General features: G+C 67.5%; 19 protein-coding genes. 14 read left to right on the forward strand and 5 right to left on the reverse strand.

What is annotated here, in order from left to right:
- Positions 1-16 precede the first annotated feature (16 nt).
- The 4 genes from ESP70_RS18780 to ESP70_RS18795 are packed head-to-tail and all read left to right on the forward strand — an operon-like array spanning position 17 to position 3,391.
- Positions 17-337, forward strand: a complete 321-nt coding sequence (locus tag ESP70_RS18780; protein WP_149690858.1) for a hypothetical protein — start codon at positions 17-19, stop codon at positions 335-337.
- Positions 334-756 carry a Zn-ribbon domain-containing OB-fold protein gene (locus ESP70_RS18785; RefSeq protein WP_149690859.1) on the forward strand — a complete coding sequence of 141 codons (423 nt, stop codon included), beginning with the start codon at positions 334-336 and terminating at the stop codon, positions 754-756. Before ESP70_RS18780 ends, ESP70_RS18785 begins: the two co-directional genes overlap by 4 nt.
- A complete protein-coding gene (locus tag ESP70_RS18790; RefSeq protein WP_149690860.1) occupies positions 753-1,931 on the forward strand; it encodes a thiolase C-terminal domain-containing protein in 1,179 nt (392 codons plus the stop codon). The genes ESP70_RS18785 and ESP70_RS18790 overlap by 4 nt, the downstream gene beginning before the upstream one ends.
- 26 nt (positions 1,932-1,957) lie before the next feature.
- Entirely contained in the window at positions 1,958-3,391 is a 1,434-nt protein-coding gene (locus ESP70_RS18795) for an aldehyde dehydrogenase (protein WP_149690861.1), read from the forward strand.
- Between the two features lie 53 nt (positions 3,392-3,444).
- Here the strand turns inward: ESP70_RS18795 and ESP70_RS18800 are convergent, their stop codons facing one another.
- The 4 genes from ESP70_RS18800 to ESP70_RS18815 form a co-directional block, all read right to left on the reverse strand.
- Complete coding sequence (locus ESP70_RS18800; RefSeq protein ID WP_149690862.1) at positions 3,445-4,581, reverse strand: acyl-CoA dehydrogenase family protein; 1,137 nt, start codon at positions 4,579-4,581, stop codon at positions 3,445-3,447.
- 110 nt (positions 4,582-4,691) lie between these two features.
- A complete protein-coding gene (locus ESP70_RS18805) occupies positions 4,692-5,336 on the reverse strand; it encodes a TetR/AcrR family transcriptional regulator C-terminal domain-containing protein (RefSeq protein ID WP_149690863.1) in 645 nt (214 codons plus the stop codon).
- 518 nt (positions 5,337-5,854) lie between these two features.
- The gene (locus ESP70_RS18810) at positions 5,855-6,622 is read right to left on the reverse strand and encodes a nitroreductase (protein ID WP_223148800.1); all 768 of its coding nucleotides are present in this window, start codon (positions 6,620-6,622) and stop codon (positions 5,855-5,857) included.
- 105 nt (positions 6,623-6,727) lie between these two features.
- A complete protein-coding gene (locus ESP70_RS18815) occupies positions 6,728-7,708 on the reverse strand; it encodes a Vgb family protein (RefSeq protein WP_149690864.1) in 981 nt (326 codons plus the stop codon).
- A gap of 505 nt (positions 7,709-8,213) precedes the next feature.
- Here ESP70_RS18815 and ESP70_RS18820 point away from each other — a divergent pair.
- From ESP70_RS18820 to ESP70_RS18830, 3 genes are read left to right on the forward strand one after another with little or no spacing between them, the layout of a single operon-like run.
- Entirely contained in the window at positions 8,214-9,893 is a 1,680-nt protein-coding gene (locus tag ESP70_RS18820) for an FAD-dependent oxidoreductase (protein WP_149690865.1), read from the forward strand.
- Positions 9,890-10,639: an enoyl-CoA hydratase-related protein gene (locus tag ESP70_RS18825; RefSeq protein WP_149690866.1), complete on the forward strand. Its 750-nt coding sequence runs from the start codon at positions 9,890-9,892 to the stop codon at positions 10,637-10,639. The genes ESP70_RS18820 and ESP70_RS18825 overlap by 4 nt, the downstream gene beginning before the upstream one ends.
- An 11-nt stretch (positions 10,640-10,650) precedes the next feature.
- Entirely contained in the window at positions 10,651-11,133 is a 483-nt protein-coding gene (locus tag ESP70_RS18830; protein ID WP_149690867.1) for a pyridoxamine 5'-phosphate oxidase family protein, read from the forward strand.
- 1 nt (position 11,134) lies between these two features.
- On the opposite strand, the gene ESP70_RS18835 is transcribed toward ESP70_RS18830, so the two are convergent.
- Positions 11,135-11,920: an enoyl-CoA hydratase/isomerase family protein gene (locus ESP70_RS18835; RefSeq protein WP_149690868.1), complete on the reverse strand. Its 786-nt coding sequence runs from the start codon at positions 11,918-11,920 to the stop codon at positions 11,135-11,137.
- Positions 11,921-12,055: 135 nt separating this feature from the next.
- On the opposite strand from ESP70_RS18835, the gene ESP70_RS18840 reads away from it, so the two are divergent.
- From ESP70_RS18840 to ESP70_RS18870, 7 genes are all read left to right on the forward strand, one after another.
- A complete protein-coding gene (locus ESP70_RS18840) occupies positions 12,056-12,484 on the forward strand; it encodes a Zn-ribbon domain-containing OB-fold protein (protein ID WP_149690869.1) in 429 nt (142 codons plus the stop codon).
- Entirely contained in the window at positions 12,481-13,647 is a 1,167-nt protein-coding gene (locus tag ESP70_RS18845) for a thiolase C-terminal domain-containing protein (RefSeq protein WP_149690870.1), read from the forward strand. Before ESP70_RS18840 ends, ESP70_RS18845 begins: the two co-directional genes overlap by 4 nt.
- Positions 13,648-13,902: 255 nt before the next feature.
- Positions 13,903-15,819: a branched-chain amino acid ABC transporter permease gene (locus ESP70_RS18850; RefSeq protein WP_188110708.1), complete on the forward strand. Its 1,917-nt coding sequence runs from the start codon at positions 13,903-13,905 to the stop codon at positions 15,817-15,819.
- On the forward strand, positions 15,809-16,624 hold the full coding sequence (locus tag ESP70_RS18855; RefSeq protein WP_149690872.1) for an ABC transporter ATP-binding protein: 816 nt from the start codon (positions 15,809-15,811) through the stop codon (positions 16,622-16,624). Before ESP70_RS18850 ends, ESP70_RS18855 begins: the two co-directional genes overlap by 11 nt.
- Entirely contained in the window at positions 16,617-17,324 is a 708-nt protein-coding gene (locus ESP70_RS18860; protein ID WP_149690873.1) for an ABC transporter ATP-binding protein, read from the forward strand. The genes ESP70_RS18855 and ESP70_RS18860 overlap by 8 nt, the downstream gene beginning before the upstream one ends.
- Positions 17,325-17,383: 59 nt before the next feature.
- Positions 17,384-18,628 carry an ABC transporter substrate-binding protein gene (locus ESP70_RS18865; RefSeq protein ID WP_149690874.1) on the forward strand — a complete coding sequence of 415 codons (1,245 nt, stop codon included), beginning with the start codon at positions 17,384-17,386 and terminating at the stop codon, positions 18,626-18,628.
- Between the two features lie 151 nt (positions 18,629-18,779).
- Positions 18,780-20,237 (forward strand): aldehyde dehydrogenase family protein, encoded by a 1,458-nt coding sequence (locus ESP70_RS18870; protein WP_149690875.1) that lies wholly within the window; start codon positions 18,780-18,782, stop codon positions 20,235-20,237.
- Positions 20,238-20,279: the final 42 nt, after the last annotated feature.

The following is a 20,279-nucleotide window of genomic DNA, read 5'->3' on the forward strand; positions in this document are numbered from 1 at the left end:
CGTTAGGATTACAGGCATGCAACGCACAGGTGTCACCGCTGATCTCGAGGGATTCGACCAGGTCTATCGTCACCACGTCGACCGGGTCGTCGACGGCGACCTTCCGGCCGTCCTCTCCGACATGGCTGACGGGTCGGTCCCGCAGGTCTTCGTCGGCGTCGAGACGCCACGCGGCGCGGTCGACGGGTTCGACATCCGCTCGGTCAGCCTCGACGGCGACCGGGCAGTGGGTGAGTGTGTTTACACGACGGCAGGGGCGTCGATCGGCTTGCGGTCGGGTTGGAGCCACGACGGTTCCACCTGGAAGGCCGACCGGCTCGAGAACTTCCAGCCATGACGGCCACCAGCGCCGAGGCGCTCCCCGCGGGCCCGTCCGAGTCCGGTGACGACGCCGACTTCTGGCAGGCGCTCGACGAGCACCGCCTGGCCCTGCCCCGCTGCACCGCCTGCGGCGCCTGGCGTCAGGTCGGCACCGCCACGTGCCCGGCGTGCTGGTCGTTCGACATCGCGTGGGATGACGTCAGCCCGATCGGCACCGTCTACACGTGGGTGCGCACGCACCGCGACTTCATGAGCGAGCTCGACGTCAAGGCCCCGTACGTCACCGTGCTGGTGCAGCTCGACGACGTGCCGGTGCGGCTGCTTGGCCTCCTGGTTGGCGGCGACGAGATCGCGATCGGCGACCGCGTCAGCGGCGTGTTCCAGAAGCCTGGCAACTCCGACTGGACGATTCTGCGCTGGGAGAAGAGCGTATGACAATTCGTGGAGCGGCGGCCGTGGTTGGCGTGGCCGACCTGCACCATCCGCGCGGCAAGGCCCCCCGCAGTGAGCGGGGCATGCTGGTCGAGGCGGTCGTCGCGGCGTGTCGCGACGCCGGGATCTCGCCCCGCGACGTCGACGGGTTCACCTCGTACGCCGGTGGCGACAACAGCGGACCGGTGCTGGCCGCCGAGCTCGGCATCCGCGAGCTGCGCTGGTCGACCATGGTGTGGGGCGGTGGCGGGGGAGGCTCGGCGGCGTCGATCGTCACGGCTGCCGCGGCCATCGCCTCGGGGCAGGCCGACTGCGTCGTCGCTGTCCGCAGCATGGCGCAGGCGGCCACGGGCCGACTCGGCTACGCCAAGTACTACTTCGACCACCAGTACCTCCCGCACGGCGTCGCCACGCCGGCGCACGTGTGTGCGCTGCGCACCCAGCGCCTGCTCGAGCACGACGGGGTGCCGCGCAGCGCGATGCGCAACCTCGTGCTCGCGGCCTACCACCACGCGCAGGCCAATCCCGACGCTGCGGCGTATGGCAAGCCGCTGACCGCCGAGGCGTACGACGAGTCGGCCTACATCGTCGAGCCGTTCCACCTGTACGACTGCTCGCGCGAGAACGACGGCGCGGTTGCCCTGGTGCTGGTCAGCGCCGAGCGTGCCCGCCAGCTCGACGTCACGCCGGCCTATGTCATCGGCGGGGCGCAGGGCTCGGTCGGGGCCTACGCAGCACGCAACGAGAACGACGCGGCCTACACGACAGCGGGCGGCTCGGGCACCGACGACTCGCCCGGCGTCGCGAGCCGCGTCTGGCAGCAAGCCGGCATCAAGCCGTCGGAGCTCGACGTGGTCCAGGTCTACGAGAACTTCAGCGGGCCCGCGGTTGCCTCGCTGATGGACCATGGCCTGTGCCCGGCCGGTCCCGCGTCCGGTGACTTCCTCACCCTCGACAACCTCATCGCCCCGCACGGCGTGCTGCCCGTCAACACATCGGGCGGCAACGTGGCCGACTCGTTCGTCAACGGCATGGGCCTCGCGGTCGAGGCCGTGCGACAGATCCGCGGCACGTCGTCCAACCAGATCGGCACCGGTGTGGACACCTCGCTCTACATCGGTGGACCGATGGCACCCATCCACAGCTCGGTGCTCCTCGGATCCGCCACCACGCTCTGAGTCCCGTCCGTAAGGAGAACAGACCCATGCCCCACGACCTCGAACGTCCCGACCTCTACATCGACGGTGCATGGGTCGCGCCTCGCAAGGGCGAGAGCTTCGAGCAGCACGAGGCCTCCACCGGCCAGCGGCTCGGCTCCGCGGCGATGGCCGGCACCGACGACGTCGACGACGCAGTCGCTGCCGCCCGTCGCGCCTTGACGGGGGAGTGGGGACGCCTCACCGCAGCTGAGCGCTCCGCGGCCATCCTGCGGTTTGCCGACGAGCTCAAGAAGCGCGGTCGCGACACGTCCGCACTCGTCAGCCGTGAGAACGGCATGCCGATCGCGCTGTCGGGCATGGTTAACGGGTTCGGCCCGGCCGTCATCACGCGCTACTACGGTGAGCTTGCGGCGGGGCTCGACGCGGAGGACATCCGCCCGTCGCCCACCGGCGGCGATACCGTCGTGCTGCATCGCCCGGTCGGCGTCATCGGTGCCGTCACGCCCTGGAACTACCCGCAGCCGCTCGCGATCATGAAGATCGCGCCGGCGCTGGCCGCCGGCTGCACCGTGGTGCTCAAGCCACCGCCGGAGACCGGGCTCGACGGCTACGTCATCGCCGATGCCGTCCACGCGGCCGGGCTGCCGGCCGGTGTCGTCAACGTGCTCGCCGGCGGTCGTGAGGTAGGCGCGCACCTCGTCGGGCACCCGGGGGTCGACAAGGTCGCGTTCACAGGTTCGACGCTCGCGGGGCGCACGATTGGCGAGACGGCAGGGCGCCTGCTGCGCCCGGTCACGCTCGAGCTGGGCGGCAAGTCGGTGTCGCTGGTGCTCGACGACGCTGATCTCGGCCTGTTCGCGTCCAAGATCCTCGAGGTCTCGCTGCCCAACAACGGCCAGACGTGCCACGCCGCCACGCGCATCCTTGCGCCCCGTTCGCGCTACGCGGAGGTCGTCGACCTCGTGACCGACGTCGTCGGAGGGGCCGTCGTGGGTGACCCGCTCGACCCTGCCACGCAGATCGGACCCGTCGTCACGGCGGCCCAGCGCGACCGTGTGCTGTCGTACGTCGAGCTGGGCCGGCAGACGGCCCGTCTCACGACCGGTGGGTCCGCCGCGGGCGAGGCCGGCTGGTTCGTCGAGCCTGCGGTGTTCGCCGACGTCGACAACTCCTCGCCCATCGCGCAGGAGGAGATCTTCGGCCCGGTCCTGGTCGTCACCCCTTACGACGACGTCGACGACGCGGTCGCCATCGCGAACGACTCCGACTTCGGCCTCGGGGGCGTGGTGTGGAGCGCCGACGCCGAGCGGGGCTTCGACGTGGCGGCACGCATCGAGACCGGATCGGTGGGCGTAAACCACTACGAGCTGCACATCAACGCGCCGTTCGGCGGGGTGAAGTCGTCTGGTCTGGGCCGCGAGCTCGGACCCGAAGGTGTCGAGCCGTACCTGCGCACGCAGTCGATCTACCGACGCTGAGCGCCAGCACCACGACGACGGCGCGCCCGGGAAGCCCTGCGGGCCCGCTGTCGTCAGTCCCGCAGGAGGTCCTTCTGGACGATCTCCATCATGATCTCGTTGGTCCCGCCGTAGATGCGTTGCACGCGGGCGTCGATGAACGCCCGCGCGACCGGGTATTCCATCATGTATCCGTAGCCGCCGTGCAGCTGTACGCCGGCGTCGATCACGTCGTGCTGCAGCTGGGTGGCCCAGGCCTTGGCCTTGGCGGCGTCGACGGCCGACAGTGTGCCAGAGTTCCACTCGCGCACGCACCGGTCCACGTACGCGCGGGAGACCTCGACGGCGGTGCGCAGGTGCGCGAGCTGGTGGGCCGGCGCCTGGAAGTCGGCGATGCGCTTGCCGAACGCGGTGCGTTCGCGCACGTAGTCGATCGTCCAGCCGAGCACGGCCTCGGCCGAGGCCTGGCCGGCGATCGCGATGCCGAGCCGTTCGAGCGGAAGGCTCTGCTTGAGGTACGTGAGGCCGCCACCGATCTCGCCGAGGACGTTCTCGTCGGGGACGTGGACGTGGTCGAAGAACAGCTCGGCGGTGTCTTGGGCATGCAGGCCGACCTTGTCGAGCTTGCGTCCGCGGGTGAATCCCTCGAAGCCGTCCTCGATCACGAACAGTGAGTAGGAGTCGTGGGTCTTGGCGAAGACGATCACGATGTCGGCGAGAATGCCGCTCGTGATGAAGGTCTTGGAGCCGTTGAGGACCCAGCCGCCGTCGGCGCGGATGGCCGTGGTGCCGATGCCACGCAAGTCGCTGCCGGCGCCGGGCTCGGTCATCGCAATCGCGCCGATCGTCTGTCCGGTCACAAATCCAGGCAGCCATCGCTTGGCCTGGTCGGCGTTCGTGTGCCGGAGCAGGTAGTTGAGCACGATGTCATCGTTGGTCGAGAAACCCGACTGCAGGGCCGAAGCGCCGACGCGGGCGATCTCGTACTGAAGGATCGTACGGAACCGGTAGTCGGTCTCGCCGGAGCCGCCGTGCTCCTCGGGGACGGCCAGTCCGAGGAGGCCCTGCTTTCCGGCCTCGAGCCACGTCTCGCGATCGATCAGCCGATCTTCGGTCCAGCGGTCCATATGAGGCACCACGCTGCGCTCGACGAACGTTCGGACGACCTGTCCGTACGCCAGGTGGTCCTCGTCGAACAGATCGCTGTCCATGTGTCTCCGATCCAAAAAGATAAACCTATCAAGGATAGGTTAGTCCACAGGCGTGTTGGCGCCAAGAGCGAGCCACGTCCAACTGAATCGCGGCGACGCCAGATGCGAGCTCAGGCGATCGTACGGCTGGCCTCGATGTTGCCGAAATGCTCCATGCCCAGCAGGTAGCAGCGCACCGTGTGCTCGAAGATCTGCTTGGGGTTGAGGCGATTCGCATCGACGGCACGCGACAGCGTCGGGTGGTCTTCGGCGTTGACGTGCTCGAAGCCCACGCGTGAGCGCGACGGCGGTCGCATGGCCTCGGCGATCGTCGCGCCGACTGCGAGCTTCTCCAGACCGTCGAGGATCTGGACGTGCAGATCGGCGGGAACACCACACTCGTCGAGATACGCGGCGGCACTCTCGTACATCTCCACCATCATCTCGCGCGGCATGAACTGGAGCAGGATCGGTGCGGCGTTGCGGTGGCGGAGCACTGCGGTGCGGAAGTTCTGCGCGAGCTGGGTGAACCACTCGGCCCAGTCGCCGGTCGGCGACTTGCGAGGAAAGACCGTCTTGCGCACTATCTCCTGCGAGACCGCAGCCAGAATCTCGTTCTTGTCCGCGAAGTGGTGATACAGCGAAGGCGCTCGTACATTCATCTCGCGTGCCAACCGCGGAAGGCTCAACGCGTCCAGTCCCTCGTCGTCGATGATCGACAGGGCAGCACGAACCGTCGCGCTTCTGCTGATGAGCGGTGAGCTGGGTCGAGGCATGCCCGACCTCCTGTCCTAGGTGTCCGTGTGGGCACAAGTCTAAACCGTACGGAATTAGGATCTGACAGTCTGACACTGCCGCGGTGGGTTGAACTGTCACGCCGGGGCGGTCCTTGATGGATGTGGCGCGTCCGTCCGCTCTTGGTCGACGTGGCCTCCACCGACTCGGATGCTGACCGACGGACGACCAGCCGGGGCATCGGCACCTCGATGAAGTCGGCTACCCGCAGTTCACGTGCCTCGGACCATCGCAGCTCGGTCAGGCCAGCAGCCAGGCGACAGCAGCATGTTTCCCCGTGACTCTTCGCCTTGCTTCTCCCGCGTTTCGCGCTGATTGTCAGTACTCATGACCTCCTAACGCCTTTCGTACGGACGCCAGCGGCCACCGAGAATGCAAGGAGGTGCGTGGATGTTGAGGTGCGGGAATCTTCAATCGGACCGTGATCCGAAATCGTGAAGATCCAGTCTGGCCGTTGATAAAGGACGTCCGAAGTCACGGATGTCAAAAGCCGGCACGGCTAGTGGTTCGTCCAGAGGAAATCGGTGATCTCGTGCATCGGCGCCCGGGGTACCTGGAAATTGTTGGCCGGATGGCTCAGGTCGGCATAACCGATCGCAACTCCGCAGAACAACATCAAGCTGTCGGGCGGGCGCACGATCTGAGCCACGGTCTCGTTGTACAAGGACCAAGCGGCTTGAGCGCAACTGTCCACACCATCGGCCTTCAGCAGGAGCATGAGTGTCTGCAGGTACATCCCGAGATCGCTCCATTGCGCCCTTCCCATCTGACGATCGACGTAACAGAACAAGCCTGCCGGGGCTCCGAAGAAGTCGAAGTTCTTCTCTGATTGCCGGCTTCGCGCGACGGGGTCGTGTCGCTCGATACCGATCGCGCCGTACAGCTGCAGACCAGCTTCCCGACGACGGTTCTTGTAGGGCTCAGTCAATTTAGGCGGATACACGTCGTACTCGAATGGGTCCGGTGTCGGATTGGAGGTGAGCCGGGCCTGCATGCGCCCGCGCAAATCCCTCAGCGGCTCTCCAGACAAGACATAGAGGTGCCAAGGTTGAAGGTTTCCGCCGGATGGAGCTCGCCCCGCGCGTTCTATCGCGCGCTCGATCAAGCCGCGATCGACACGGCGATCTGTGAACGCCCGGGTGGATCGGCGTGCGGCGACCACACTGACCACATCGTTTGGAGTCTGGGTCGAGACCCCGCCCGCGTCGCCGGTGTCCAGCCCTGACTCGTCCGTCATTTCCAGATCTCCAATTCCTGAGTTGCGCACGCCAATTCCTTGGTGGCAGAGGCACGATCCCTACGGCAAGACGCCGTGGTCGGGTCCATCCCTTCGGATGTTCCCGGCCACGGGCGTGCCGTCATCGATGAGGCGTTAGCCGTGCCGCGGGTAGGTGTTGCTGATGTCCGTGGTGTTCGGGATGTTCAGGTAGGAGACCCTGTTGCTCGCGAAGCTGGCAAAGATCATCTTCCCGGGCACCGTGTTGTTGAGGTCGCACGGCATGGACATCGGCGTGGGTGTGTCGATCTCGCGGTACGTGCTCGTCTCGGGGTCGAGCTGACCGATCCGGCCGCCTCCGCTGAACGTGCCGAGCACGACGTAGATCTTGCCGTCGCTGCCGAACCGCAGCTGTCCGGGCTGCGAAAGCGGATTGCCGTTCAGGCCCCCACCGAGGAGCCCACCGGGCCGCAGCGCGAGCAGGTTGTACTCCTTGATCTCACCAGTGGCCGGGTCGAGCCGACCGATCTTACTGGCCAGCGTCTCGCCGAAATACAGGTACTTGTCGTCGGGCGAATTCGTCAGACCGGCGGGGAATGTGACGCCCGGAGTCGGGATGCTGAACTCCTTCCACGTCTCCGTGTCGATGTCGAAGAGTGCGACCTTGTTCGCGAAACCCTCGGTGATCGCGATGGTCTCGCCCGGTCCCTCTTCCATTGCGACCGGGCCCGCGAGAGGCGTGGGAATGGGGTACTTCTTCCACTCCTCAGTTTCCGGGTCGAGGCTGCCAATTGCGTTGAGCCCGATCAGCGTGAAGTAGATCTTGCCGTCCTTGCCCCACGTGGTGTCGAAGGAGACTCCCGGGCCTGTGTTGAGACCGACGTTGCCCAGGACCGAAAGGTCGAGCTCGAAGCTGATGTTGCCCCAGGGGAAGTTGTAGTACTCGATCTCCTCTGTCTCAGCATCCAGCCGGCCGAGCGAGTTGCCGCCCACGTCGCCGAACCAGATGTCACCGTCCGGTCCGCGGTTCTGGCCGCCGGGCAGGCTCGCGACGTTGGGTGAGTCGATCGACTTCACCTCGCCGGTGTGCGGATCGACGCGACCCATGGAGCCGCCGAGGAATTCGTCGGTGATCATGTCACCGTCGTTCGCGATGGCAACCTCGCAAGAGAACCCGAGCGCGTTTCCGAAGGAGGGGAACTCGTGGATCGGGCCGGCGCCGTCGGGAAACTCCTGCGTGCCGGTCTTCATCCCGGGTGCGTCTGTGGCGAACGGTGTAGCTGCTGCTGCGGCTGCACCGCTGGATCCGGGCTGAGCTGGTCCCGGGGTGGGCGAGTTCGCCGACGCCATGGGAGCAAGGGCGAGGAGCGCCACGAGGGATGCGCAACTCCCTGCTGTGGTGATGAGGGTTTTGGTCCGCACTGAAATCGCCTTTCTCGGAGGAGGAGGCGTAAGTGCCGCTCAGGACTCCGAGGAGCGGTTAGTGACCTACGCCACGCATAACGTAAATTATCTTTAACAAGATTGCAAGACTTCAAACGTCGACAGGAAGCCTTTGACGCGCTCACCGTGGGGCGCGTTATCCTTTAAAAGATTGCTATGCTCAGTGCCAGATTGAAATACGCGTGAAGGGCCAACGACCATGACTCACGTCATCACCCAGAACTGTTGCAACGATGCTGCGTGCGTCCCGGTCTGCCCCGTCAACTGCATCCACCCGTCACCGGACGAGCCGGGGTATGGCACGGCTGAGATGCTCTACATTGACCCGCAGTCGTGCATCGATTGCGGCGCGTGCATCGACGTGTGTCCGGTCGCCGCGATCTTTCCCGACTACGAACTGCCCGAGAACCTGCTCCGCTACGAGGAGGTCAACGCCCGCTACTACGCCGATCCCGAGAAGGCGGACTATGACCCGAATCCACAGCAGGCGCAGCGCACGTTGTGGCAGGCCCCCTTCGATGAAGCACTGCGCGTCGCGATCGTGGGCTCCGGCCCGGCTGCGTGTTACGCCGCGGAGGAGCTGCTGTCTCAGCGCGGTCTCGATGTGCGGGTCGACATGTTCGAGCGGCTCCCCACGCCGTGGGGACTGGTGCGTTTCGGCGTCGCGCCGGACCACCAGCACACCAAGGCGGCATCAGCGGCTTTCGCTCGTACGATGCGGCGCAAGAACTTCCGGCTGTTCCTCAATGTCGAAGTCGGCTCCGATGTGATGCTCGAGCAGTTGCAGGAGCGATACCACGCCGTGGTCTATGCGGTCGGCGCGATGGGCGACCGGTCGCTTGGAGTCGACGGCGAGGACCTGTCAGGCAGCCACTCCGCCACCGAGTTCGTGGCCTGGTACAACGGCCACCCCGACTACGCCGGTCGCACATTCGACCTGTCGCATGAGCGCGCCGTCATCCTCGGCAACGGAAACGTCGCCCTCGACGTGGCTCGCGTGCTCGTGGCGCGCACCGACGCCCTCGCGGGCACCGACATCGCCGAGCACGCGCTCGAACAGCTCGCGCAGAGCAAGGTGCGCGAGGTCGTGGTCGTCGGACGTCGTGGACCGGCGCAGGCCGCCTTCACAACGCCCGAGCTGCTGGGCCTCAAGGATCTTGCAGGTGTCGATCTGCTGGTTCACGCGGACGAGGTGGTTGTCGACGACGTCTCCGGCTCGGCCGCGGCACTGCCGGAGTACTCGATGCCGGCCTACAAGGCCGAGCTGCTCGCGGAGGTGGCTGACGCAAGCCCCCAGCACGACCGCCGCATCACGCTGCGGTTTCTCGCCTCGCCGTCGCGCATCCTGGGCACCGACCGGGTCGAGGGCGTCGAGCTGGTGCGCAACGAGCTCGTCGACGAGGGCGGCATGGTCGTCGCCCGAGCCACCGACGACACCGAAGTGGTCGAGACCGGCTTGGTGCTGCGCTCCGTCGGCTACCGCGGCCAGCCCATTGACGGCCTGCCGTTTGACGAGCGCCGCGGCGTGCTGCCCAACGTCGACGGTCGAATCGTCGACCCGGCCAGCGCGGAGCCGCTGCCGGGTCTCTATACCGCCGGGTGGATCAAGCGCGGGCCATCGGGCGTCATCGGCACCAACAAGAAGTGCGCGCGCGAGACGGTCGCCAAGCTGCTGACCGACTGGGCGGCCGGTGTGCTGCCCGAGCCGGCGCAGCACGAGGACGACGTCGCGGCTCTCGTGCCCGACCACCTCGACGCGAACGGCTGGAAGGCCATCGACGCCCACGAGCGGGCGGCGGGTGCCGATGCCAAGCGTCCGCGGGTCAAGCTCGTCGACCGTGAGGAGATGCTGCGCGTCGGCAGGGCGGCCCAGCAGTGACGGTCCGCACCGAGCGACACGACCACGTGCTGGTCGTGCAGATCGACCGCGCCGAGAAGCGCAACGCGATCGACGACGAGACAGCCGCTGGTCTCGACGAGGCCTTCAACGAGCTCGACGACGACCCGGACCTCTGGGTCGGCATCCTGACCGGCACGGCCGAGGTCTTCTCGGCGGGGACCGACCTGCGCAACGGGGGAAGTCCCAGGACCGAGCGCGGCGGCGAATACGGCCTGATCAGGCGGAAGCGTACGACCCCCGTGGTCGCGGCGGTCGAGGGCTTCGCCCTTGGCGGCGGGTTCGAGCTGGCCCTGGCCTGCGACCTGGTCGTGGCGTCACGCACCGCGACATTCGGGCTGCCCGAGACGCGACGCGGCGTTGTCGCATCGTCCGGTGCCCTGCTCCGCGCGGCGCGCGACCTGCCGCCCAAGATCGCCCGCGAGCTGCTCATCAGCGGCGCGACCCTGACGGGCGAGCGTGCCCACCAACTGGGACTCGTCAACCGGGTCGTCGAGCCGGGCGAGGCGCTGGACGCGGCCCGCACGCTGGCCGACGAGATCTGCCTGTCGTCCCCGTTCGCCGTGCGGCAGACGCTCGCGGCGCTCGACACCCAGCTTGCAGACGGTGATGCCGCCGGCTGGGCCGCGACGGCCGGGGCGGTCGACGCCGTCCTCGCCTCCGACGACATGGCCGAGGGCGTCAGTGCCTTCTTCGAGAAGCGAACACCCCGGTGGACCGGGCGATGACAAGGAGCACCATGAGCGAGGTCAAGCAGCAGAAGCGCGGACGCCGTATCGCGATGTCGCCCGAGGAGGTCGACGCATTCCTCGGCGAAGAGCGCACGTGTCGCGTCGCCACCGTGACGGCCGACGGCCGACCGCACGTCATGCCGATGTGGTTCGTGTGGGACGGCACCAGCGTATGGCTCAACTCGATCGTCAAGAGTCAGCGGTGGACCGACCTGACCCGCGACCCGCACGTCGCGGTGGTCATCGACGCGGGCCACGAGTTCTACGAGCTGCGCGGCGTCGAGGTGCAGGGCACGATCGAGGTCGTCGGCGACGTGCCGCGCACCGAGCAGCACGAGCCCGAGCTGGTGCGGCCCGAAGCGCTGATGGCGTCGAAGTACACGTCGTCCGACGAATTCCGTCCCGACGGGCGTCACGCCTGGCTGCGGATCACGCCGACCAAGTTGGTCAGCTGGGACTTCCGCAAGAACCCGGCCCTGCAGCCGTCCTGAGTCAGCGGGTGTCGCTGCTGAGGTCGCGCGCCCGCTCGCTGAAGCGGCTGAGCGTCCCGGCGGCGGCCTCGCCCTCGAACCGAGAGCGATGGCGCTCGGTCTCGACGGCGATGTAGTCGCGCAGGCCGAGGTGTTCAGCGTCGACGAGGTTGGCCTTGATGAGGCGCAGGGCCACCGGGTCGCGCAGCGACAGCTCGGTGACGAGCGCGTCGACGTCGTCGGCGAAGGTCTCGGTCGGGAACACCCGCGACACCAGCCCGATGTCGAGGGCGACGTCGGCGGTGATCTTGCTGGGCAGCAGGTAGAGCTCGCGCGCCCGGGCGGAGCCGAGCATGCGGGTCAGCGTCCAGCCGGCGCCCATCTCGCCGGATACGCCGACCTCGAGGAAGGCGACCGCGATCTTGGCCGTGCTCGCGGCGACGCGCAGGTCGCACGCGCTGGCCCACGCGAACCCGGCCCCGGCGCAGCCGCCGTTGATCGCGGCGACGGTGATCTGCGGCATCTCGACCAGCAGGGCGCCCGACAGGTACGACTCGCGGGTGGGGATGGACGCGGGTTGGCCGTGCTCGCGATGCAGGTCGGCGCCTGGGCAGAAGGTGGGGCCGTTGCCGGTCAGGACGACGACGCTGAGGTCGTCGCGAGCCGCGAGGGTCTCGAGCGCGGCGTGCACCTCCTCGACCATGTGGGCCGTGACGGTGTTGCGCCGTTCGACGCGGTCGAATCGCAGGTACGCCACCGGGCCGCGGACGTCGATCTTGATCGTGTCGTACGGAAAGGTGTCAGTCACATCGGGTCTCCCGTCGTGCGCCCGCGCGACAGGGCGGCGGTCTTGTGTATGTAATCATTGTCAAGATGATGACCTCAGGGCACTGTAGACCACGACGGGCACACGGTCATTCCCGGCGACACGAGACGAGACGAGATGGCGAACGAACGCGACCAGGTCCACCCGTTCAGCGCACGGGTCGACGCCCCCTACTGGGACGGCCTGGCCGACGGCACCCTGAAGATCCAGCGATGCGACTCGTGTCGCGAGTGGCGCTGGCCCGCTGACTGGCGATGTGGCAGCTGCGGCAGCTACGACCTCGGCTGGGAGGTGGTTGAGCCAACCGGCATCGTCTACAGCTGGATCCGCACCCGTCAGCCGTTCGTCGCCGCGTACGCCGACCTAGTGCCGTACGTCAACGTGCTGGTCGAACTGCCGCAGGCCGGGGGAGCGCGGCTCATGGGGCTGTTGACCGGTGACACCGACGACGTCGAGGTCGGGCGCCGTGTGGTCGGGAACTTCCAGCCGGCGAGTGCGCGCACGATCGACCTGCCGGTACTGACCTGGACGCTGGAGGCAGCATGAACCGGCCGAGCGGAGTCGCCGCGATCGGGTATGGCGCCACCCCCTACTACAAGCGCGGTCAGTCGCCGCACGCCGAGCGCAAACTTCTGCTGATGGCGATCGACGAGGCGGCGCGGATGGGCGGCATCGACGCGGCTGACATCGACGGCTTCGTGTCGTACGGCGCCGACCTCGAGGACGGACCGCGACTCACGGCGCCTCTCGGCACGAAGGAGCTGCGGTGGAGCAGCCTCGTGTGGGGAGGTGGCGGAGGCGGCAGCGCCGGCGCGATCGCCCAGGCCGAGGCGGCGATCCTGTCGAGCCAGGCCGAGACGGTCGTGGTCTACCGGGCGACGGCAGAGTCGACTAGCGGCCGGCTGAGCTCGGCGGTCATACAAGGCGTGTTCGGCGCTCAGTACCGCGCGCACGGCATCGACTCGCCGGTGCAGGCCTTGGCTCTGCGCACGCAACGCATCCTGGAGGGGGCAGGTGTGCCGCGCAGCGCCTTGAGCGCGATCGCCCGGGCCAGCTACTTCCACGCCAACCACAATCCGGGCGCGGTGGGTGAGGCGATCGAGCTCACGGAGGAGATGTACGAGCAGTCGCGGCTCGTGGTCGACCCTGTGCGGCTATTCGACTCGTCGCGCGAGAACGACGCGGCGGCGGCCATCATCTTCACGTCCGCGGAGCGCGCGAAGGACCTGACTGACAAGCCCATCCACTTGCTGGCGTCGGCGTACGGCGCCGACGGCCCCAGGTGGGGCGAGATGGATGAGAACCACGAGCCGTACATTGCGTCGTCCCAGGCCTCGGCCGGCCGGCGCATCTGGGCGCGCACTGGTCTCGGCCCGTCCGACATCGACGTGATGCAGCTGTACGTCAACTTCACCGGCCCGCCGGTCTCGGCGATCATCGACCTCGGCTTCTGCACGGCGGAGTCGGCGGGCGAGTTCTTGACGTTTGAGAACCTCATCGCGCCGAACGGTGTGCTGCCGATCAACACCAGCGGCGGCGACATGGCCGAGGGATTCCTGCACGGCATGGGCAACGCCGTGGAGGCCGTGCGACAGCTGCGCGGGGAGTCGAGCAACCCCGTGCCCGGGGCGAAGACGTGCTTCGTGTCGGGCGGTCCGATCTCCGAGCTGAGCAGCGCCGCGCTCTTCTCGACGGAGCCGCTCGACTGACGTGCGCCTTCCGAGCCGTCGAACGGCGTCCGCCCGACCGGGTGGACGCCGTTCGTGTTTCGTTGCGGGAAACATCAAAAGGTCGTTTTGTTATAAATCCTTGTCAAGATGACATCTTTATGTCACGATCGGTCTGAACGTGACTCAGCACACACCTGCGCAGGAGCCCCCAATCGTGACGCACGACCGCACCACACCTACCCGGACGAAGGCCGCGACGCCGGCGACCGTCCGAGCCCGCGAAGAAGGTGCCTCATGACGGACTACCTGCCCATGTTCGTCAGCGGCATCGCCGACGGCTCGGTCGTGGCGATCGCCGCGATGGGCCTGGTGCTGTCGTACAAGGCCTCCGGCATCTTCAACTTCGCCCACGGCGCCATCGGCGCCGTGGCCGCCGGAGTCTTCTACCAGCTGTACCACCTGAACGGCCTGCCCGCGTGGCTCGCGCTGATCATCACGCTGGTGGCCGTCGGTCTCGTGTTTGGCTTCCTAATGGAGCGCGTCGCGTATTTCGTGGCGAGCGCCAGCGCGACCATGAAGGTCGTCTCGACGATCGGCATCATGATCTCGCTGTCGTCGCTGTTCAACATCCGCTACGGCGGCATCACCAAGGAGTTCCCGAGTTTCCTGCCGCAGGAGACCTTCACGTTCCTCGACGTGAACATCGCCTACGAGCAGGTCATAGTCATCGCGCTGGGCCTCGCGCTCGCGATCGGCATGACGATTTTCTTCCGCACCACGCTGCTCGGCCGTGGCATGCGCGCCATCGTCGATGACCCGCAGCTTGTCGGCCTGATCGGCCTCAACCCCACCACGGTGCGTCGCTGGGCCTGGGTCATCGGCGTGACGTTCGCTGCGATCGCCGGCGTCTTCATCGCCCCGAATATCGGCCTCGACGGCACGACACTCACGCTGCTGGTGGTCGAGGGCTTCGGCGCCGCCGCGATCGGACGCTTCTCCAGCCTGCCGCTGACGTACCTCGGCGCAGTGCTGATCCAGATCGGCGTCGCCGTCACGGGCAAGTATTCCGCCGACCATCCGTCGTGGCAGAGCGTCCCGTCGGCCCTGCCGTTCGCGGTGCTGTTCCTCGTGCTGCTGCTGAGCCCCAAGGGCTGGCTGGTCGAGGTCGGTGCGAGCCTGCAGCAGCGGGTCACCACGATCCCCAACCAGAGCCGCAAGATCGGCGCTGCCAAGCTCGTCCCGATGGTGGCCTTCATCATCGCCGTGCCGTACCTGTTCCAGGACCACATGCTGGCCTGGACCAAGGGCATGGTCTTCGTGATCCTCATGCTCTCGCTGAGCCTGCTGGTGCGCCTGTCCAACCAGGTCTCGCTGTGCCAGATGACGTTCGCAGCCGTCGGCGCCGCAGCGTCGTACCACCTGATCGACCACGGTATGCCGTGGTCGGTCGCCCTACTCGGCGCGGGCCTCGTCGCGATCCCGATCGGTGCATTCGTCGCCATCCCGGCGGTCCGCCTGTCGGGCGTGTACCTCGCGCTCGCCACCCTCTCGTTCGGCCTGTTCATGCAGACCTTCATGTTCGAGATGCCGTTCATGTTCGGCGACAATCCGCTGCCGCTCATCACGTCGCGCCCCAGTTTCGCTGAGTCCGACAAGGCGTACTTCTACATGATCCCCATCGTCGGCGCACTGTGTTACGGGCTCGTCCGCCTCATCGAGCGCGGCAGGCTTGGCCAGTTGCTGCGCAGCAAGGCCGACTCCCCAATCGCCCTCGAGTCGCTCGGTGTCAACATCGCCCTGCTGCCGCTCGTGGCCTTCTGTGCCGCCGCGTTCCTCGCCGGCATCGCCGGTGCGCTGCTCGGTCCCAACATCGGCGTGGTCAGCAAGGGCGACTTCCATACCATCCCGACGTCGCTGCTGCTTGTCGCGCTGCTGGTGCTCAACGGCCGCGAGCGCCGGATCGGCTCGCTCGGCGCGTCGCTCGGCGCGGCCATCGGCCTGGTCGTCCTGCCGGAGTACATCACCTCGTACGACTGGTTGCAGGGCCTCAACCTCTTGTTCGGCGTCCTCGCCGTCGAGGCGGCGCTCGCGTCGACCCGCAGCTCGAAGACCAAGGCAGTTCCGCCCGGCGAGCCCGCCCCGATCGAGACCGTGCCCGGGAGCTCAGACCCCGTCGCCGCTACGCCCGTGGGAGGCAGCCATGTCCAGTGACACCTTCAGCGGCCTGCGCACGCGCGGCCTGACCGTCCGCTACGGCGGCGTCCTCGCGGTCGACAGCGTCGACCTCGACGTCTCCGGCACGGGCATCACGGGCCTCATTGGCCCCAACGGCGCCGGCAAGACGAGCCTGTTCAACGCGTGTGCCGGGCTGGTGCGCGCGTCGGAGGGCACGGTCGAGCTGTTCGGCAAGGACGTCACGCGCCAGAAGACGCACAAGCGTGCCCGCAACGGCTTCGGCCGCACGTTCCAGCGCGTCGAGCTGTTCAAGACGTTGACCGTCCGCGACAACGTGGAGATGGGGCACGAGGCCGCGTACGTGTGGCGTCACCCCTATTCGCTGCTGCGGGCCCTGCCATCGGAGAGGCGCGAAACGCGGCGCGTGGCCGAGGAGGTCATGGAACTGTGTCAGATCACCGACCTCGCCGACCGGGTCGCCGGCTCGCTCTCCACGGGTGAGCAGCGCATGGTCGAGCTGGCCCGCGTGCTGGCCGGTCCGGCCCGCCTGCTGCTGCTCGACGAGCCCTCGTCGGGTCTGACTTCGCTCGAGCGCGGCCGGTTCGCCGAGATCCTGCTCGACGCCACCAACGCCTTGGGTCGTGGGGTCTTCGTCGTCGAGCACGACATGGACCTCGTCGCCCGCATCTGCACCAACGTCTACGTCCTCAACTTCGGGAAGTTGATCTTTGCCGGCTCGATGAAGGATGCGCTCGCCAGCGAGACCGTCCAGCGCTCGTACCTGGGGGAGTCGGTCCCGACCGTGGACGAGGCCGCTTCCGAAGGAGCTGTCAATGCTTGAGCTCGAGAACGTGACGGTGGGCTACACCAGTGCCAGCAAGACCCTTGACGGCCTGTCGCTGTCCGTCCCGGACGGCTCGGTCGTCGCCCTGCTGGGCCCCAACGGCGCAGGCAAGACCACGACCCTCCGCACCGCGTCGCGCATGATCCCGCTGCAGAGCGGCCGCATCACGTTCGAGGGCAAGGACGTGTCGAAGCTCGCCCCGCACCAGATGAGCAAGCTCGGCCTGTGCCACGTGCCCGAGGGCCGCGGGATCTTCCCGGCACTGTCGGTGCGCGACAACATCGCGCTGTTCGGTCGCGGCATGCCGCCGTCGGAGGCCGTCGACAAGGCGATCGACGCCTTCGCGTTCATCGAGCACCGCATCGACCTCCCAGCCGGCAGCCTCTCCGGCGGTGAGCGCCAGATGCTCGCGCTGGTCCGCGCATGGCTGACGCGCCCCAAGATCGTCCTTCTCGACGAGGTGTCGATGGGCCTTGCGCCCCTGATCGTCGACGAGGTCTACGCCTTCATCCGAAGGCTGGCCGAGGAGGGCATCTCCCTCCTCATGGTCGAGCAGTACGTGGATCGCGTGCGGAGGTTCGCGGACCACATCTATCTCATGCGAAGCGGCGAGATCCGGTTCTCCGGGACACCGCACGAGCTGGGCTCCGAGGAAGACATCCTCGGGCACTATCTCGGGGCGGCTTTGCAGGAGTGACATCCCGGGCACAGCACCCGCTGTGCGTCCGGCGGCAACATCTCACGATAGGAATCGGTATGCAGCGCAAGTTCAATCGCACCAGCGCCATCGTCGCGTCGGTTGCGGCGATGGGACTCGTCCTGGCCGCATGTAGTGACAGCGGAGGCGGGGACTCCGAGTCGAAGTCACCCATCTCCATCGGCCAGGTCGGCAACTACTCGGGACCCGTGCCCGGACTCGCCGACCAGGGCAAGGGCCTCGAGGCTTGGGTCAAGACCGTCAACGCCGAAGGCGGCGTCGACGGCCACAAGATCGAGCTGCACACCGCAGACGCCAAGGGTGACCCGGCATCCGAGGTCTCGCAGGTCACGCAGATGGTGTCCAAGGACAAGGTCGTCGCGTTCGCCGGCATGGGCCTGACGACGCTGTCGGGCTCGGCTCCGTTCCTTGAGAAGCAGGGCATCCCGGTCATCGGTGGCAACACGAGCGACGTCACGTGGGCCGTCAAGCCCGACTTGTACGTGCCCGGCTCGGGTCTCATCGGCACCTACCTCCAAGGCTTCGCGGCCGTGCCGGAGGGCAAGGAGAAGATCGGCCTCATCTACTGCAAGGAGTCGGCAGGCTGCACTGCGGTCAAGACCGTCATGATTGACCTGGGCCTGACCAAGGCCAACGGCGGCGACCCGGTCTACAACGCCGAAGTCTCATTGGCGGCCCCGAGCTTCACGGCTCCGTGCCTCGCGGCCAAGCAGGCCGGCGTCCAGACCTTGGCTGTGGCCTTCGACGGTGCCAACCTGATCCGCCTGGCCAAGGACTGCGCCAAGCAGGGCTTCAAGCCCACGTACGCCTTCGGCGGCACCGTGGCGACCGACGAGGTCGCGGCCTCGGGCGTCGTGGAGGGTGCCGTCTCCGGTCAGTCGCAGGCTGCCTGGTTCAAGACAGACGGTGAGATCGGCAAGCACCGCGCCGCCATGGCGAAGTACTTCCCGAAGGATCCGGTGACCAGCAACACCGTCGCAGGCTGGGTCTCCGGTCTCGCGCTGCAGAAGGCGATCGAGAACGCGCTGGCGGACGACCCGGACTCCAAGCTGACCAGCGAGGACATCCGCAACGGCCTGGGCAAGATCAAGGACGAGACGTTCGGTGGCACCACCCCGCCCGTCACGTTCACTGCCGACGGCGTGCAGGAGCAGAGCTTGTGCGGCTTCTCGATCACCGTCAAGGACGGCAAGTGGGTCGAGAACGGCACCGACGCCATCTGCCCGCCCGATACGGTCAAGACCGTGGCCGACAAGGCGATCGCGACGCTCTCAAAGGGCTGATCGCAGTGAGCAACGGTAGTTGGCCGGGCCGTCAGGCCCGGTCGGCTGCCCTCGGTGTCCGGCGTCCCCCTCCAGTGGCGCCGGGCACCGTGCTTGCATGACATGAGCAGCAGACATCCACGAACACCCTCGAAGCGACCAGGAGCCAAGCATGACGACGATGGAAGACCGCGCGAAGACCCTCCCCAACCAGCTGATCATCGGCAATGAGTTCATCGGGTCGGCGTCGGGCGGCTCCTACGACCATGTCAACCCGTCGACGGGTCGCGCCCAGCAGACGATCCCCATGGCCGGCCTCGACGAGGTCGACCGCGCCGTCGCGGCCGCCCGCGCGGCGCTGCCCGAGTGGAGCCGCTGGAACCCCGTCGACCGCAAACGGGTGCTGCAGCGCTTCGCTGACCTGATCCGCGAGAATGTCGACGAGCTCGCGATGTTCGCCTCGCTCGAGATGGGCGGCCCCATCAGCGTCACCCCCTACGTCGTGCACTGGGGCGCCGACTGGGTCGAGGAGGCAGCGGGCTGGGCCGACCGTCTCGCCGGTGAGACCCGTCCGCTGTCGTCCCGTGGCGTCCTGGAGTACACGGCCGTGGAGCCCTTCGGCGTCGTCGCGGCGCTCTCGACCTGGAACGGGTCGACGGGCGCGTTTGCGATGTCGATCGGCGCCCCGCTGGCCGCGGGCTGCACCGTCGTCGCCAAGCCGTCCGAGCTGGCTCCGTTCGGTGCCATGCGCACCAGCGCGATCGCGCTCGAGGCCGGCCTTCCGCCGGGTGTCCTCAACCTGATCACCGCCGGCCCCGAGGCGTCCGAGGCCCTCGTGTCGCACCCCGGCATCAACAAGATCACCTTCACCGGTAGCCCGCAGACCGCCCGCAAGATCGCGGCGGCCGCAGCGCAGCGCCTGACTCCCGCAGTGTTCGAGCTCGGTGGCAAGTCCGCCAGCTTGATCTTCGGCGACGCCGACGTCGACCGCGCCGTCGCGAGCGCGATGCAGCTCGTCCAGAACTCAGGCCAGGTGTGCACGCTCGGCTCGCGCTTGCTGGTGCACAGCTCGGTGCGCGACCAGTTCGTCGAGAAGCTCGCGGCCGCCGCGGCCGCCACGCCACAGGGCGATCCGTTCGCCGACGGCACCGTCATGGGTCCGGTCATCAACGAGGCAGCCGCCGACCGCATCGTCGGCATGATCGATCGCTCCCGCGAGTACGGCACGATCGTCACCGGCGGCGAGCGTCTGGGCGGTGACCTTGCCGAGGGTTTCTTCATCGCACCTACCGTGGTCGAGCTGCCCGACAACTCCGGTGAGCTGGCGCAGGAGGAGGTCTTTGGGCCCGTCGTCGGCGTCATGACCTTCGAGGACGAGGACGAGGCGGTCGCAATCGCCAACGACTCCGAGTACGGCCTCGCAGGGTTCGTGTTCACCGGAGACGTGGGCCGCGCCCACCGGGTCGCTGCTGCGCTCGACACCGGCAACGTCGGCGTCAACGGTGGCACCACGCCGGCCGGCGCGCACATCGGCTTCGGCGGACGCAAGCAGAGCGGCTACGGCAAGCAGGGCGGCCTCGCTGGCGTCACCGAGTTCGTCAACCACAAGACCGTTCAGGTCCTGCTCTAGGTGACTTGGGACATCGAGGAGGACAGGCTGCTGCGGGAGGTC

The sequence above is a fragment of the Aeromicrobium ginsengisoli genome (assembly GCF_004134905.2).
Classification (GTDB): domain Bacteria; phylum Actinomycetota; class Actinomycetes; order Propionibacteriales; family Nocardioidaceae; genus Aeromicrobium; species Aeromicrobium ginsengisoli.

Bases quoted from the DNA above. Each gene is read 5' to 3' on its own strand.
- ESP70_RS18800 (WP_149690862.1), bottom strand. From the start codon at position 4,581: ATGGACAGCGATCTGTTCGACGAGGACCACCTGGCGTACGGACAGGTC.
- ESP70_RS18805 (WP_149690863.1), bottom strand. From the start codon at position 5,336: ATGCCTCGACCCAGCTCACCGCTCATCAGCAGAAGCGCGACGGTTCGT.
- ESP70_RS18830 (WP_149690867.1), top strand. From the start codon at position 10,651: ATGAGCGAGGTCAAGCAGCAGAAGCGCGGACGCCGTATCGCGATGTCG.
- ESP70_RS18865 (WP_149690874.1), top strand. From the start codon at position 17,384: ATGCAGCGCAAGTTCAATCGCACCAGCGCCATCGTCGCGTCGGTTGCG.
- ESP70_RS18860 (WP_149690873.1), top strand. From the start codon at position 16,617: ATGCTTGAGCTCGAGAACGTGACGGTGGGCTACACCAGTGCCAGCAAG.
- ESP70_RS18785 (WP_149690859.1), top strand. From the start codon at position 334: ATGACGGCCACCAGCGCCGAGGCGCTCCCCGCGGGCCCGTCCGAGTCC.
- ESP70_RS18815 (WP_149690864.1), bottom strand. From the start codon at position 7,708: ATGATCACCGACGAATTCCTCGGCGGCTCCATGGGTCGCGTCGATCCG.
- ESP70_RS18840 (WP_149690869.1), top strand. From the start codon at position 12,056: ATGGCGAACGAACGCGACCAGGTCCACCCGTTCAGCGCACGGGTCGAC.
- ESP70_RS18845 (WP_149690870.1), top strand. From the start codon at position 12,481: ATGAACCGGCCGAGCGGAGTCGCCGCGATCGGGTATGGCGCCACCCCC.
- ESP70_RS18790 (WP_149690860.1), top strand. From the start codon at position 753: ATGACAATTCGTGGAGCGGCGGCCGTGGTTGGCGTGGCCGACCTGCAC.
- ESP70_RS18820 (WP_149690865.1), top strand. From the start codon at position 8,214: ATGACTCACGTCATCACCCAGAACTGTTGCAACGATGCTGCGTGCGTC.
- ESP70_RS18855 (WP_149690872.1), top strand. From the start codon at position 15,809: ATGTCCAGTGACACCTTCAGCGGCCTGCGCACGCGCGGCCTGACCGTC.
- ESP70_RS18870 (WP_149690875.1), top strand. From the start codon at position 18,780: ATGACGACGATGGAAGACCGCGCGAAGACCCTCCCCAACCAGCTGATC.
- ESP70_RS18780 (WP_149690858.1), top strand. From the start codon at position 17: ATGCAACGCACAGGTGTCACCGCTGATCTCGAGGGATTCGACCAGGTC.
- ESP70_RS18795 (WP_149690861.1), top strand. From the start codon at position 1,958: ATGCCCCACGACCTCGAACGTCCCGACCTCTACATCGACGGTGCATGG.
- ESP70_RS18850 (WP_188110708.1), top strand. From the start codon at position 13,903: ATGACGGACTACCTGCCCATGTTCGTCAGCGGCATCGCCGACGGCTCG.